Origin of the sequence: Shewanella sp. S23-S33, assembly GCF_043359565.1 — a bacterium.
In the GTDB taxonomy this organism is placed as follows: Bacteria; Pseudomonadota; Gammaproteobacteria; order Enterobacterales; family Shewanellaceae; genus Shewanella; species Shewanella oncorhynchi.
Window position 1 is genome coordinate 38,625 of the sequence record NZ_JBHFFD010000008.1, and the last position, 14,871, is coordinate 53,495.

11 protein-coding genes are annotated in these 14,871 nt (G+C 42.6%); 5 read left to right on the forward strand and 6 right to left on the reverse strand.

Going from position 1 to position 14,871, the window contains the following annotated elements:
• Nucleotides 1–256: 256 nt before the first annotated feature.
• The 4 genes from phoU to ACHA99_RS01545 form a co-directional block, all read right to left on the reverse strand.
• Nucleotides 257–967, reverse strand: a complete 711-nt coding sequence (gene phoU, locus ACHA99_RS01530; RefSeq protein ID WP_028760530.1) for a phosphate signaling complex protein PhoU — start codon at nucleotides 965–967, stop codon at nucleotides 257–259.
• Between the two features lie 70 nt (nucleotides 968–1,037).
• Nucleotides 1,038–1,856, reverse strand: coding sequence for a phosphate ABC transporter ATP-binding protein PstB (gene pstB, locus ACHA99_RS01535; protein ID WP_028760531.1), 819 nt, complete (start codon nucleotides 1,854–1,856; stop codon nucleotides 1,038–1,040).
• 33 nt (nucleotides 1,857–1,889) lie between these two features.
• Complete coding sequence (gene pstA, locus ACHA99_RS01540) at nucleotides 1,890–3,548, reverse strand: phosphate ABC transporter permease PstA (RefSeq protein ID WP_028760532.1); 1,659 nt, start codon at nucleotides 3,546–3,548, stop codon at nucleotides 1,890–1,892.
• A gap of 59 nt (nucleotides 3,549–3,607) precedes the next feature.
• Nucleotides 3,608–5,866, reverse strand: a complete 2,259-nt coding sequence (locus ACHA99_RS01545; protein WP_393940644.1) for an ABC transporter permease subunit — start codon at nucleotides 5,864–5,866, stop codon at nucleotides 3,608–3,610.
• A gap of 200 nt (nucleotides 5,867–6,066) precedes the next feature.
• Here ACHA99_RS01545 and ACHA99_RS01550 point away from each other — a divergent pair, with 200 nt between their 5' ends.
• The 3 genes from ACHA99_RS01550 to ACHA99_RS01560 all read left to right on the forward strand — a co-directional run bounded on the left by ACHA99_RS01550 (nucleotide 6,067) and on the right by ACHA99_RS01560 (nucleotide 8,687).
• Complete coding sequence (locus ACHA99_RS01550) at nucleotides 6,067–6,567, forward strand: glycine cleavage system protein R (protein WP_028760534.1); 501 nt, start codon at nucleotides 6,067–6,069, stop codon at nucleotides 6,565–6,567.
• A 457-nt stretch (nucleotides 6,568–7,024) separates the two neighbouring features.
• Nucleotides 7,025–7,678 carry a DedA family protein gene (locus ACHA99_RS01555; RefSeq protein ID WP_168823092.1) on the forward strand — a complete coding sequence of 218 codons (654 nt, stop codon included), beginning with the start codon at nucleotides 7,025–7,027 and terminating at the stop codon, nucleotides 7,676–7,678.
• A gap of 187 nt (nucleotides 7,679–7,865) precedes the next feature.
• Nucleotides 7,866–8,687, forward strand: coding sequence for a DUF2797 domain-containing protein (locus tag ACHA99_RS01560; protein WP_393940647.1), 822 nt, complete (start codon nucleotides 7,866–7,868; stop codon nucleotides 8,685–8,687).
• Nucleotides 8,688–8,937: 250 nt separating this feature from the next.
• Here ACHA99_RS01560 and ACHA99_RS01565 read toward each other — a convergent pair whose 3' ends face one another.
• The gene (locus ACHA99_RS01565) at nucleotides 8,938–9,621 is read right to left on the reverse strand and encodes a DUF4136 domain-containing protein (RefSeq protein WP_393940649.1); all 684 of its coding nucleotides are present in this window, start codon (nucleotides 9,619–9,621) and stop codon (nucleotides 8,938–8,940) included.
• Between the two features lie 399 nt (nucleotides 9,622–10,020).
• On the opposite strand from ACHA99_RS01565, the gene ACHA99_RS01570 reads away from it, so the two are divergent.
• Nucleotides 10,021–10,614: a LysE family translocator gene (locus tag ACHA99_RS01570; protein WP_113938904.1), complete on the forward strand. Its 594-nt coding sequence runs from the start codon at nucleotides 10,021–10,023 to the stop codon at nucleotides 10,612–10,614.
• 26 nt (nucleotides 10,615–10,640) lie between these two features.
• Nucleotides 10,641–11,189 (forward strand): DUF1415 domain-containing protein, encoded by a 549-nt coding sequence (locus ACHA99_RS01575; RefSeq protein ID WP_113938905.1) that lies wholly within the window; start codon nucleotides 10,641–10,643, stop codon nucleotides 11,187–11,189.
• Between the two features lie 420 nt (nucleotides 11,190–11,609).
• On the opposite strand, the gene ACHA99_RS01580 is transcribed toward ACHA99_RS01575, so the two are convergent.
• Nucleotides 11,610–14,462, reverse strand: coding sequence for an SIR2 family protein (locus ACHA99_RS01580; protein WP_393940652.1), 2,853 nt, complete (start codon nucleotides 14,460–14,462; stop codon nucleotides 11,610–11,612).
• Nucleotides 14,463–14,871: the final 409 nt, after the last annotated feature.

The window sequence follows — 14,871 nt, forward strand, 5'->3', positions numbered from 1 at the left end:
CAAGCCTGTATGTGTGGATACCAGCCAACGCCTAGCAACTAAAATGACCGTTCACTCAGCTATACTAGCCTGCAGAATTTTCCAATGCGTTTTTACCAAATCGAATTGACTCATCATTGCTATTAGTACTGTCAAATCAGTCTATAAAAGCAGTCGGCATTTATTAAGCCGCATTTAAAAGCCCTAAAAGCAAAACGCTCCACAGAGACTGCGGAGCGTTTTATTCAGGCATTAAAACTGCAGATTAATGCGTGTGTTAGCCTTTCATGTCCTTTTCCATATCTTCGTAGGAAGTATGGCGAACGTCTTTACCTTTTACGTAGTAGATGATGTATTCACAAATATTTTTACAGCGATCACCGACACGCTCAACTGCGCGTGCTGCCCATAATACGTCGAGTATGTCTGGGATTGAACGCGGATCTTCCATCATATAAGTCATTAACTGGCGAATAATGCCTTCATATTCACGGTCAAGCTTAGCATCTTCTTTATGCAGCTCTAACGCGGTATCGGCATCCATACGGGCCAAGGCATCTAAAGTTGCATGCAACATCCGAGTCGCATGACGCCCCATATTTTCAATGCTAACTAACAAAGGCTGCTGATTATTCAAACGTTTATCTAATGCTGCTTTTGCAATCCGCACACAGGCATCACCAATACGCTCAAGATCGGCGATGGTTTTTGAAATAGCGATAATCAAGCGTAAATCGCTGGCCGCAGGTTGACGCTTGGCAATAATACGCGTGCATTCTTCGTCAATGGAGACTTCCATCGCATTGACCTTATGATCGCCTGCTATCACCCGCTGGGCTAACTCGGCATCGAGGGCGCTTAAGGCATCAATCGCTTGCTCCAGCTGACGTTCAACCAAGCCACCCATGGCGAGCACTCGATTACGGATATCATCCAGCTCAGCGGTGAACTGACCCGAAATGTGCTTACTTAAATTCATGTTTTCCATTGCGTTCCAACCTGTTACTTAACTGTTGACCCATACCAAGCCGTGGTGGCCTTATCCGATACTCAAGCGATTAACCGTAACGTCCTGTGATGTAATCTTCAGTCTTACGTTTTTTCGGCGTGGTGAAAATCGTATTAGTATCAGCATATTCAACTAATTCACCCATATACATAAAGGCCGTTTGATCCGATACCCGCGCCGCCTGTTGCATGTTGTGAGTCACGATAACCACAGTGTATTTCGTCTTAAGCTCAGTGATTAACTCTTCAATCGTCAGCGTCGAAATCGGATCGAGTGCCGATGTTGGTTCGTCGAGTAATAGCACTTCTGGCTCAATGGCTATCGCACGGGCAATCACCAGACGTTGCTGTTGACCGCCAGACAAACCAAAGGCGTTATCGTGCAATCTGTCTTTAACTTCGTCCCAAATCGCCGCGCCGCGCAATGAACGCTCAGCCGCTTCGTCGAGTTCACGACGGTTATTCAGCCCTTGCAATCTCAAGCCATAAACAACGTTTTCGTAAATCGACTTAGGGAAAGGATTTGGGCGTTGGAACACCATACCGACATTACGGCGCAGAGCCGCGACGTCGATCTTTTTGTCGTAGATATTCTGGCCGTGCAGCAAGATCTCGCCGCCGATATGACAATTATCAACTAAGTCATTCATGCGGTTAATACAGCGCAATAGTGTCGATTTACCACAACCACTGGGGCCGATAAAGGCAGTGACTTGCTTCTTGGGGATCTTCATCGATACATTAAACAGCGCTTGCTTATCACCATAGCGCAAATCTAAGTTACGGATCTCCAGCGCGGTGTCGTTCTGGCTTAAGTTAGCTAAATCAAAGTTATTGGTTTTCATTGCTGTCGAATCTATAGAAATCATATTTAGTCCTAATACTTTCAGGATAATCGCTGATTAGTGCTCAAGCGAACGATATTTTTCACGTAAGTGGTTACGCACGCTAATGGCCGTCAAGTTGAGTGCCACAATCACAGACACCAGCAAGAAAGAGGTCGCATACACCAGAGGACGTGCCGCTTCAACGTTAGGACTCTGGAAGCCCACATCATATATATGGAACCCTAAGTGCATGAACTTACGTTCTAAATGCACAAACGGGAAGTTAAAGTCCAGTGGTAATGTTGGCGCTAATTTAACGACACCCACCAACATCAGCGGTGCCACTTCACCGGCAGCACGAGCGACCGCTAAAATCAAACCCGTCATGATCGCTGGGCTCGCCATCGGGATCACAATCCGCCACAGGGTTTCAGCCTTAGTCGCGCCCAGTGCCAAACTACCTTGACGCACCGCGCTTGGAATACGACTTAACCCTTCTTCAGTCGACACAATAACCACTGGCAGCGTCAAAATCGCGAGGGTTAATGCCGACCAAATCACCCCTGGCGAACCAAAGGTAGGAGCAGGCAAAGCTTCAGCGTAAAACAATTGGTCGATGGAACCGCCCATCATGTACACGAAGAAACCTAAACCGAATACACCATACACAATCGAGGGCACACCCGCTAAATTGATTACCGCAATGCGGATCATCTTAGTAATAGGGCCTTTCTTAGCATATTCATGTAGATAAACCGCCGCGACCACGCCAAATGGCGTCACGATAACCGCCATCAACATCACCATAAATACAGTGCCGAAAATCGCGGGGAACACGCCACCCTCAGTGTTGGCTTCACGCGGATCGTCACTCATAAAGCGTCCAATACCGACAAACCACTTACCAATTTTTCCTATGAGTCCTAAGTGATTCACATAGGTCACATCGAGAACGGTATCGAGCTTTAGTTCAACTTCTTCGCCGCGCATATCTCGGACAATAACCGAGTCACGCGCCGCATCATCACGCAGGGCAAATAACGCTTTCTCAAGCACTAAGTAATCTTCTTGCAGTTGAGCTCTCTTGGCGACCAACTCAGCTTTAATACTGTCGGTCAGTTCCCCATCTAGCTCGAAACGACGCTCCTGCAAACGCAATTTTTCAATGGCGTAGTTAATCGAGCCAATATCTTGCTTCTGCAAATCAACCGCTTTATCCGATAAGGCAACAGCGCGTTCGATATGCTCCATTAAGGAAGATTCAATCGCATCATTCACTAAATCAAGACGCTTGCCATTTTCAATCACGGCTATCGGATAACCGTAGAAGTTACCGTTTTTAGCCCGCTCGATCAGTGCGACCTCGCTTGGCACAGAACGGCTAACAATGTCCGTACCTAATATCCAGCGGAAATCCAAACCCACAAATTCACGGTTACCGGTTTTTACTAAGTAACGGGTCACAAACTCGCCCGGATGTTGCTTAAACACATGGCCAGCAGCAATCAAACGCTCAGTCGGTACTTCTTCCCTATCGTAAACCTCACCAATTAAGGTCGAACGTACACCCGTGTTATCTTCAAGCTCCCACTGGTAAACGGTTGCAGGCCAAAAGTAACTTAAGCCGCGCCATGCGATTAACAATAATAAGCCTAAGACGGCAATCAAACTGATGCTCACGGCACCGCCCGTCATCCATATCCATGGCGAGCCTGATTTTACCCACTTACCCATTGCACAAACCTCTCAAGGTCACTGGCGAAATAGTATTTAATGTCATTGTCTTATCCCCGTTACAGCGAGCTATAGCGTTCACGTAGACGCTGTCTCACCACTTCTGCAATGGTGTTAAAGAAGAATGTAAAGATGAATAGTACGAACGCAGCAAGGAAGAGCACACGATAATGCGAGCTACCGATAGCCGATTCAGGCATTTCAACCGCAATGTTTGCCGCCAAGGTTCGCATCCCTTCGAACACGCTCCATTCCATGATGGCGGTGTTACCGGTGGCCATCAGTACGATCATGGTCTCGCCAACGGCACGGCCAAGGCCCATCATAATGGCCGAGAAAATTCCCGGACTGGCGGTTAACAACACCACGCGTGTCAATGTCTGCCAAGGCGTCGCACCTAAGGCTAAGCTGCCGTTAGATAAATGACGCGGTACAGAGAAAATGGCATCTTCAGCGATGGAGAAAATCGTTGGGATCACCGCAAAGCCCATGGCAATACCGACCACCAGCGCGTTACGTTGGTCGAAGGTGATCCCCAGTTCGTTAGTGATGAATTGACGGGTATTACCATCAAACAGCGCCACTTCGATGATTGGGCTGACCGCAAAAGAGAACCAACCCACGAAACAGACCACAGGGATCAACATCAGCTCTTGGTACACTTCGGGTAAACGTTGTTTCCACTTACCCGGCAACCTACTCCAGCCATAGGCAGACGTGAGTATCGAGGTCGGCAATAAGATCAGTAGAATTAAAATGCCGGGGAGATGTTCTTCAATCAGTGGCGCTAACCACAGACCCGCCAAGAAGCCTAAAATCACCGTTGGTAATGCTTCCATGATTTCAATGGTCGGTTTCACGAAACCGCGCACCTTAGGCGACATAAAGTAAGCAGTGTAAATCGCACCAGCAACGGATAAAGGCACGGCAAATAACATGGCATAAAATGCCGCTTTCATTGTGCCGTAGGCCAATGGCATTAAGCTCAGCTTAGCTTCGAAATCGTCAGAACCTGAGGTCGATTGCCATACATATTTAGGCTCTGGATAACCTTCATACCACACCTTGTCCCACATAGCGCTCCATGACACTTCTGGGTGGGAGTTTTCCACACTGAAGATATGCAGCTTTTTGTCCGCCTCAACGACTATGCCGTTTGAGCGTGGGGTAAAGCCCATTTTACCGGGGTTTTTAAGGTCAAACTTTGCATCAAACAGTTCACGATGACTCGTGGTATAGAGTAGTGTTAGCTCACCCTCAGGGCTCACAGTCGCAAAACTCTTACGGTAGAATTCAGAGGTAATCGAGCTGATGGGCGGTAAGTCATCAAACTGACGAATCTCTTGATATAAACGCCCTTTTTCACCATTAACTTGGAAGTACTGCGCCACAATACCTGTGTCATAACTGACCAGTAATGAACTCGCACCCGCCAGCAAAGCCACGTTATTGACTTGTGCCTTAGCACGTTCAACATCAATCACCTGCAGCAGATCTAAGCTGTCAGTATCACGGATGTCGTACACGAAAATTTTATTGCCAGTTTGCAACATCAATTGACGTTGATCGGGCGTCATCAGCTCGTGGGAGACTTTCTTCGGCGCATCTTGAATTTGTGATGTCGTAGAAACCCACTCCACTTCTTCAGTCATCATGTTCTCTTGCCCTTCGAGACGAGTGAGGCGCCAAACACCACTCTCATCTTGATAAGCAAAACTCATTTTGTCTGAGCTATAAGTAAAGGTCAGCTTATGAATCGCGCTGCCTGTCTCATCGACTGTTATGGGGGTTTCACCTGCGGGATAACGCAGTTTAGGTGTGATTAAACGTTTGTTATTGGGGTACGTTAAACCAAACTCTAGGCCCGCCACTATGACCTGACCATTACTTAATCCCAGCGCAAAACGTTGTTCGCTCGGTACAGCAACGGCGGCGCTGGTGACGGTAACACCCGCTGGTAACGTCGGGGTAAAGCTAGAAAGTAAGCTACCGTCGGCAACAGTATAGAAGTCCACTTGGCCATCAACGGCCACACGGTACATCACCTCATTTTGCTCTTCAGCACCCACCATTAAGGTCGGCACATCCGCGTGTTGATAGCTCACACTCTTAACGGGTGTGACATCAGCACTGTCGAAAATGGGTTTAATCACATACAACAGATAAAAGAAGATCAACAATAAGGCGACAAATACCATAGTGCCGCCGATAGTGACGCTGATTTGCGCCGCTTTATCCTTAAATGCCCTGCGATTCGAGCGTCCGCCTTTAAGCATACTGTGCGATGCAGAACCAGGTTGAGTGACCTGACTTTCCATTAAGAACCTCTATTATTAATAGCTAGCGAGTTTTTTCGCTAGGATTTGCCGAGTGCTATGCTTACACTGTTTGAACGTAAACTGAGCAATAACAACATCCTTTATTCTAAGTGCGTTGGATTATATGACGCAAAGATGACAGTTGTGTTACACCCCGTTTTAAAACAGGTGCCTTTTACAAAAAATAGGAGTCAGTCACTATGCTACGATACTTAATCACACTACAAGCACCTGATAGAAAAGGATTAGTAGAACAAATCGCCCATGCTGTGAGTCGTCATGGCGGCAACTGGCTCGACTCAGAATTACGCCATATTGACGGTGTCTTTGCCGCGATATTGTTACTCGAAGTGCCTTCACTGCGCATGGATGAGCTTATTGAGGCCCTAGAATGCATCGATAGCCTGTCCCTCACCTACTCCAAAACCTCGGTCGCCCTTAAGCCCATCAAACGCTTAAGTTACAACCTAGTGGCCTATGACAGACCCGGACTTGTGCTCGATATATCCAATAAAATCAATGCAATTGGCATCAATATCGAGCAGTTTAGTAGTCAATATGAAACCGCAGGCCACACAGGTATAGCTTTGTTTCGGGCGACCATAGGCCTTGGACTCACAGATCTCGCCCAAGAAGATCAACTGGTAGAATCCCTCTATGCTCTTGGGGATGATCTCGTGCTCGATAGATTAAGCCGTTAATCTTGTTTACTTTTACGGTGAGCTAACACTTAGCACACCAATATATTTAGAGAGCGCACTCGCAATAGCACTTTCAAACAGCACTTAAAGTGCGCTTAAAAACCGACATTCGCGGCAAGGTGTTCAAATTAAGTTAAGCCAGTGCAATCAATACTGGATAGTTGCAATCGTTAGAATGCGCATAGGAATCAGGCAAGTGGATTTGTAAGTTGATGTCATCATTTAAAATTTATTAACCCTATAATAATGCTTAATATTTTTACTATAAAAAGCCCACCAAACCCGATTACTGAACCATAAACACACTAACACCAACAAAATTTAATGTTGTAACTGCCTTTCGATTCATGCTCCCTTGGTAGAATAACCCACGAAACACCATAGCTCAGGTTCAAAATTGCCGCTTTCGAGCTTTTCCATCTTTATGTTTTATCAATTATTTTAGGGAGTAGTACGTATGGAGCAGTTATACGAACTGGCCCAAGCCATGATACACAATGATCTGGCGGTTTTAGCCAATCCTAAAATCGCCCTCATGGTCAGCGCATTAATTTGTGGCTTTTTAGTGTTAGAAAATGGCTTTATTCCCACCGCATTTTTACCCGGAGATAGCCTACTCTTTCTCACTGGAGTGCTGATTTATCAAGATATTCTTCATATCGGTATTATGCCGTTATTGGTTCTAGCAACCTTTACAGGTACAGCTATAGGTTATTTACAGGGTCGATTTTTAGGGCATACCCAAATTTACCAAAAACTGCTGTCGAATATTGATATCAAACATCAGGAAAAAGCGACCCACCTTATTGATAACTATGGAGTGATAACCCTGCTACTCGCACGTTATATTCCTTTTGTTCGTACCGTTTACCCCTATATTTTAGGTGCAACGGGTATTTCTTCCCGTCGTTTTTTACTCATTAACTTCATCAGTTCAATGGTGTGGATTTTTTCCGTTGTTGGTTTTGGGTATCTCATTAGCCATACCCAATTAGCAACAAAATACCAAACACAATTTATGAGCATAATCATTTACTTACCAGTAGCCTTGCTTACTTTCGGTATTATTGCCTTAGTGTACAAATGGTTAAGTAAAACAAAAGAGGTTTAGGTGCACTCATTCAATCGACTCAGGTCATTAACGCCATCAATCGACTTACTTATCGAGAATTCCTATCTAAACTGACTTGGATAATCTTGTATACTGACGGCCACGCAATGACGATATAACGAAAGCGTGCACTAGAACGCATGATGAGCGACTAAGCTGCACCAGAACGAAACACATTAGGATGACCATGTTAGGAACGCTAAAAAAGATGCGCGTGCAGTTAGATGACGCGCAACAAGTGCAATATCAACTCGTTGTTGGTAATGAGTTACTCCCGCTCAATCCATTGATAGGCAAGCAATTAACCTTGACCCATACGGGTAATATCTTCTGCTGCAACTGCGGCAAAAAGAGCAAGAAGAGTTACTCGCAGGGCCATTGTTTTGTCTGTATGCAAAAGCTGGCGAGTTGCGATATGTGCATCATGAAGCCGGAAACTTGTCATTACGACCAAGGCACTTGCCGCGAACCAGAGTGGGCCCAGAGCCACTGTTTTGTGCCGCATTATGTATATCTGTCGAATACTTCGGGCGTTAAAGTCGGCATTACCCGCCACACTCAACTGCCCACCCGTTGGATTGACCAAGGTGCTACCCAAGGTTTACCGATTTTTAAAGTCTCAACAAGACAGCTCTCAGGCTTAGTCGAAGTAGAATTGGCAAAACTGGTTAATGATAAAACCCATTGGCAAGCCATGTTAAAAGGCCATGCCGACGATATTGATTTAAATGCTAAGGCTGCGGAACTGATCCCGCAAATTGAGGCTAAGTTGCACGAAATCGGCATGCAAAAAGGTGATTACAGTATCGAGCGTTTGCACGAAACGATTCAGTCAATTCATTATCCAATTGACACCTTTCCGAAGAAGATCACTTCGCACAATTTCGATAAAGATGTGGTCGTCAGCGGAATTTTGCAGGGGATCAAGGGGCAGTATTTAATGTTTGATACGGGCGTGATTAACATTCGTAAGTTTTCATCCTACGAGATCACAGTCGAGCACGACTGAAACAGTCTGAAATCAAAATGGAACCTCCCTCCATTAAAATGAAAAAGCGCGGCAGTTTTCACTGTCGCGCCCTTTATTGAGATGGCTGTCACTAAAGTACCATGTCCCACAGTTCAAAAATGGGAGCTAGCACCACAAACATGGGACCAAGACACCTCAATTAAGCACTAATCCCGTTTATCTGGCGAATGCTCCAACCCAAATGCTGACTCAATTCAGACTTAGAACTGAACTAAAGCTCAAACGCTGACTAAAGAGCCACATTAACCGACGGCATATTGGCCAACATACTGGCAATGAGACTGTCGAAATTTTCGGTTAGCTCATCCATCTTTTTAATGTTGCCAAAACCTTGGGCAAGCACTCGCCAAATTGGCTCATCAACGCCCTGTATTTTAGTGGGTTTAAAGAGCGCTATCACCACGGTACCTTTGTCATACTTTTGGGTATTCACACCGTCGGTTGACAGCCCAGCGACTAATCCTGTCACTGCCAAAATTTGTTCATCACTCATTTCAGTTCCCATCGCGACGCCAAAGCCAACCAGAAAATCCGCCAGTAGTGGATCTTCGACCCAGCGATATCCCTTACTCTGCAAAGTTTGCTTTAATACGGCTTGCATGTGTTGCAACACTGGCTGCGGATCTAAGCGTTTATCTGTGATGATTTTTTGAAATTTAGGATGCCAAGTGAATGTCATTGCCGTTGACGGTAATTCACTAAGATCGCCAGACATCACGATTGTGGTTCGCAACGGCTGCGCCGCGTTATCCGTCACAGTTACGCACCCAGTAAGACCTAAAACGCTGCTAAAAAGCAGTATTAACACTCTCAAATACCGACTTAACACTCGGTCGGGAGCCCAGCAAGGAACTCGACTGAACTGTCGATTTAGCACTCCACTAAGCTCACTATGTAATGATGGATTGATCATGCCCTGTTACCTCAATCTATAAAATGCTGTCTAAGGATAGTTGCTATTACTAAAACTGAAAGCTGATATCCATCATAGTGTTAAATCAGCATATTCCAATATATCTTGATATTCGTACTAACACAGAAAACCATCAAACTGCGCTAGCCCTATTCTCACGCCATTAATCCCATCGAGGCATGTACATATTTTGTTATTCTTTTTAGTTTATAAACTCGCTATGTCGTATAGGCGCGGCAACATTTAATCGCTAGAATGCCTCGCCTGCGTTGCAATCAAATGTCGCAATTATAAATAATAGCAACACAGTATTGCGTAACGTCTGATGAGTAAATCGCAGGCTCAATGCGGCAAATAATCACAATGCCATAAAACTAAAATAAAGGTGTGGATCTATCTATGGAGTTAATACTCGCTATCGCGTTGTTTGCCTTTTCATCGGGGATCACCCCAGGGCCTAACAATATTATGCTGATGACCTCAGGGGTAAACTTTGGCGTAAAACGCAGTATTCCGCATCTGATGGGAATAAGCCTTGGCTTCCCGACTATGATCCTCGCGATAGGTTTGGGCTTGAGCGCCCTATTCCAAAGCTATCCTATCATCCATCAAGTGATTAAAGTCGTCGGCATAGGTTACCTTTTGTATCTGTCTTGGTTGATTGCCAACAGCAGTAGCAAGATGGAAGGCAAAGCCATTGCTAAACCCTTTAGTTTTATCCAAGCCGCGGCCTTTCAATGGGTCAACCCTAAGGGCTGGATCATGGCCGTGGGCGCGATTGCGACGTTCACGTCAGTACAGCAGGATTTGACCCCGCAGGTCATCACTATCGCAACGGTATTTTTGTGCGTCGCCTTTCCCTGCGCTATCGTCTGGCTCGGCTTTGGTGTGGCCCTTAAACGCATTTTAAAAAATGAGCGCCAACAGAAGATTTTTAATATCAGCATGGCGCTCTTGCTTGTGGCGTCTATCATCCCTATGATCGCCCCCTAATTTTTAAGCACGAGCAAACGACCGCCATGAACGAAATTGACATGATCACTCAACAAACCGACGACTGGGTGAAAAAAGTGATCATGAAATACAATATTTGCCCCTTCGCCAGACAAGAAGTCGAGCGCGGCAGTATTCGGTATCTGGTGGTGGAACAAACTAAAGTCAAACTCGTACTCAAGGCATTGATTGAAGAATGCCAATACCTCGACGCCCACCCCGAAGCCGAAACCACACTGTTTATTCTACCCCGTGGTTTTGAGGGGTTTTATGCTTATCTCGACCTCATCGACATGGCAACCGATACGCTTATCGAACACGAGTACGAAGGCACTTACCAACTCGCCACCTTTCACCCAGACTATTGTTTCGATGGTGAACCACAGGACGGGGCAGCCAACTTCACCAACCGCGCGCCCTACCCAACCCTGCACATCATCCGCGAAGCTAGCATGGAGTTAGCCCTTGCTAACTACAACGATCCCGAAACCATCCCAGAACGTAATATTGCCTTTTGCGAACGCAAAGGCAGCGACTTTTTCGTTAAGTTGTTAGCAGAGTGCATGGGGAAATAGCTTGAGCGCCTCAGAAATAGCTGAGAGAGATGGTAAATATAGGAAGTTGTAGAGCAATCACTTAACCTTGGTATCCAAAAATTAAGCACTGTCACTCCAGTGACACGCCGTAAACTCGTCCCTGAGGGTTCGACGTCGGCATCCATGCCGCCAACGGTCACTTTCATGCAAGTGCTTAATTCAATTAACCTTTACACATATCTTCGATCCAGATACTACAAAGATTTAGCCTAGAATGTGCTTTTTAAAAAATGCCACACGACCTTTCAAAGTGAGTACAATTTAACAATAGATTACTTGTCAAATCACCTTACTTGCCTAAAAAATTTGAATAGACAATCATTTTTAGTGAAATTGGTTCACAAATACAAATTTAGAGATTAACCATTTCAAAAAGCAATGTAAGGATTATCGTAAGCTTTAGTTGATTTTTAAGTATTTCTTTACCCATTCATTACAATATTTCTCAATACGCCACCACTCTTGAGAAAATATGGAGCGATAAGTAGAGTTTGACTCAACCTTTGACCTATATCTATTAGCAAGAACTGGTGATGATCTACTCCAAGACTCAAAAGCAAATCTATAAAAATAATACGCCACTTCATTCTTCCCTAACTCAAGTAATAAATTGGCTAGCCAAAAAGAAGCATAACCCAAGTTAATTAGCCTATTACTTGAATCACTTGAGATCAAATAATAATATGATTTTGCGTAACAGATAAGTGCATTTTCTTTGTCCCCCTTTAGATATATACACTTACCAACATTCCCTAGCATTGGCCCATCACCTAATTCAGTCATAGTTTCTGTAGATAATATATCTTCAAGAGTAATGCTTCCTCTAAAATAATCTAAAGCTTTATCAACATTATCTACTCCACCACTATCCCTCTGGGCAAGCGCTAAAGTATGAGCAATACTAAACCTATCACTCTGAGAGCCTTTTTCTAATAAATACACAGCTTCTTCACATATATTAATCGCATTATGAAAATCATCTTTAAACCAATATCTATATGACTTTAGATCACACAATCTTATGTAAGCCTCATCTTTTCTATTAATAAGAAACTCATACTTATCTATAAAATTTAATGCCTGCTCATCATGACCATATTCCACCAAACATTTAATAATGTAACTCATCAATGGATAGAAGTTCTCAAATTTATCCACACGTTTTTTTGACCAAGTTATAGATGAAAGTAAAAACTTACCAACACGTAAAAACTCTTCATTGTATCCGGCCGCCGTCATAGCATCATGAACTTCCCACAATGAATTTATGGCATTCTGATAGTCACCAGCATTAATAGACAGTTCTGCTTTGTTCGTAAAATTAGAAAACTCTTCGAAACTTAACTCATGATTAAGCTTTTCTCTCAAGACATAAATAAACTTATCGTAATAGGTTACAATAAGAGATATATACTTATTCCTCTCAGATGTTTGATAATTTTTCCGAATAAACTCTTTAACAAGAGGATGCAACTCAATATAGTTACTTCCCCTTTTTTCTACGACTAAATTAAAGTTCCTCAGTGCTTTTAGAGCTTTACGGTACTGGTTATAATTTAACTCTGACTTGAGAATATCTGCATAATCTTCCGTACTCTCGGCTACTACTGACTCGGCTAATGTTCTGAGTAACAAGCGATCACGCTCGTGCAAAGAAGTCCAGATGTTGCTTAATACATTTTTTGATAAGATTGTTGAATCATTTTCATCAATTGTAACACCTGATTCTATTTTATCTAGAAAATCTATTAGTGCTTTCTCACCTCTATGAGACTGAGCAATAATCAAACTAAGCCATAGAGCATGGCCATTAGTCAACTCAAAAGATCTCCTAGCATATATCCCTAATTTTTCTTTTGATATATTAGTTCCACTATTTAGGAAAAATTCTATCGTGTTTTTATCTGTTAATCCAGAAAGTGATAACTGATAAAACTCTACACTTGCAAATCTAATAAAAGGACGACATGTAAATAGAAATTTAGAGTTGTGTTCCAACTCAACGGCTTTTTTAAACAAATATCCAATACCATTCACTGGTTCAAAATTCTCTAAATCAATATAACTATCAACATTATCTAAAACAAAAAGTGCTTTTTCCTGACCAAGTTTTATAAAAAATAAATCAACAAGTTCCTCATCAGTTAACCCCATTAATTCTTTAGTTTTAGTGGTAGGTTCTACTCTCTGAATCATAGAAGCAATTTTGTGTTGAAACTTGTGGTCTTGTTCCTTAAAATCCCTCCAATCGGTAAAACTATACTGATCTTCCCCATCTATATAATTAGATGCTAAAGCTGACTTTCCTTCCCCACCAATACCTGTAATAAATATCACTCTGAATGTATCTGACTGTAGAATTGAAAGTTCCTTTTCCCTACCAACCCAACCTTTAACTGAAGGAGCTCTATCACTTCCATCTATAGCCTTAAAAAATTTTTCCTCAGATATTTCTTGGGAGATTGTTACAATAGGTTCGGCTGGTTCAATTGAAAGAGAAAGACGAGAAACAAATGAATTCAAATTAGCATAGTCATTAATATTAATACTTTCTAAGTTTTCAACTTTAACGTCGTTATCAGATATAATATAGTGTTTAGGCCCATAGCCATCCATTAGGCTACTGACATAACTAAACAATTCCTTTACATAAGGATCTCTAAAAGAAAAACCAATAAAAAGAAAGTTATACTTAGACAACAGCTTTTTCAATTGAAATGTGGCTAGCAATTCCTCATGATAAAGTGCATTGTACTGTTCAGAAAATATAATGCATTTATCAACCCTATTAATATCACCATGGATTTTCACTACATACTCATCGTCATCATCTATTTTTGATAAATTGTAGTTACTTTCATGTGTAATCACATTTTTTAAAACTATATTTGACTCAATAAGAGTGTCAAAATTAGTTGTAACAAAACGTTTTGTCAACAAGCCTAATGAAGCATGAATATCAGACTGCGGTATTGATTTTTTTAAAAGTTCCTCGAAGGATTTGTATATTATTTTTTTATGTTCACATATTTTATCAAGGACTTCTAAAGCTGACATAATTCCTGAATCAAGTGCCATGATATAGGATGACGCTTTATCTATATATTGCTCATTAGCCTTCAAAGTATCTTTTACAATTGCCCCCCAACTTGGCAAGCCACTTCCTATAGATAATCCTGCCCCTAAAAATATTACTAATTTTTCATTCTGAATTGCATCTTGAAGTATCTTTGGTATTTGAAAATCATTCATACATATCTATTCCATCAACAACCAGCTAATTAATTTTTATCTTTTAATTATGCAATGCTTTTCACCTCGTATACAACAACAGGTTTATCAATTTCAACAATGAATTTAGTAAAGTGAGATAAAAAGATCGTTTCTAACGCTCAACTTTAAAGCACATGACCTATAGCACTTTTATCACCTTCACTAAGTAAATCATCGACGGTTACTAAGTGCATCTATGTAGCATAAGAAATAGCAGAGTGCCCAGCAAAAAACTTTTAAGTATTTAAGTCCGTCTGTCAAAGCTAGGTCTAAATTCTAACTGTAGAATTTTAAACCCCTTAATAAATCATTAAAACAGTCAGAATACTTGTGGCTAAAATCGAATGTAGGAGCTGACGTGACCTTCGATGACATGGATGTCATCGTA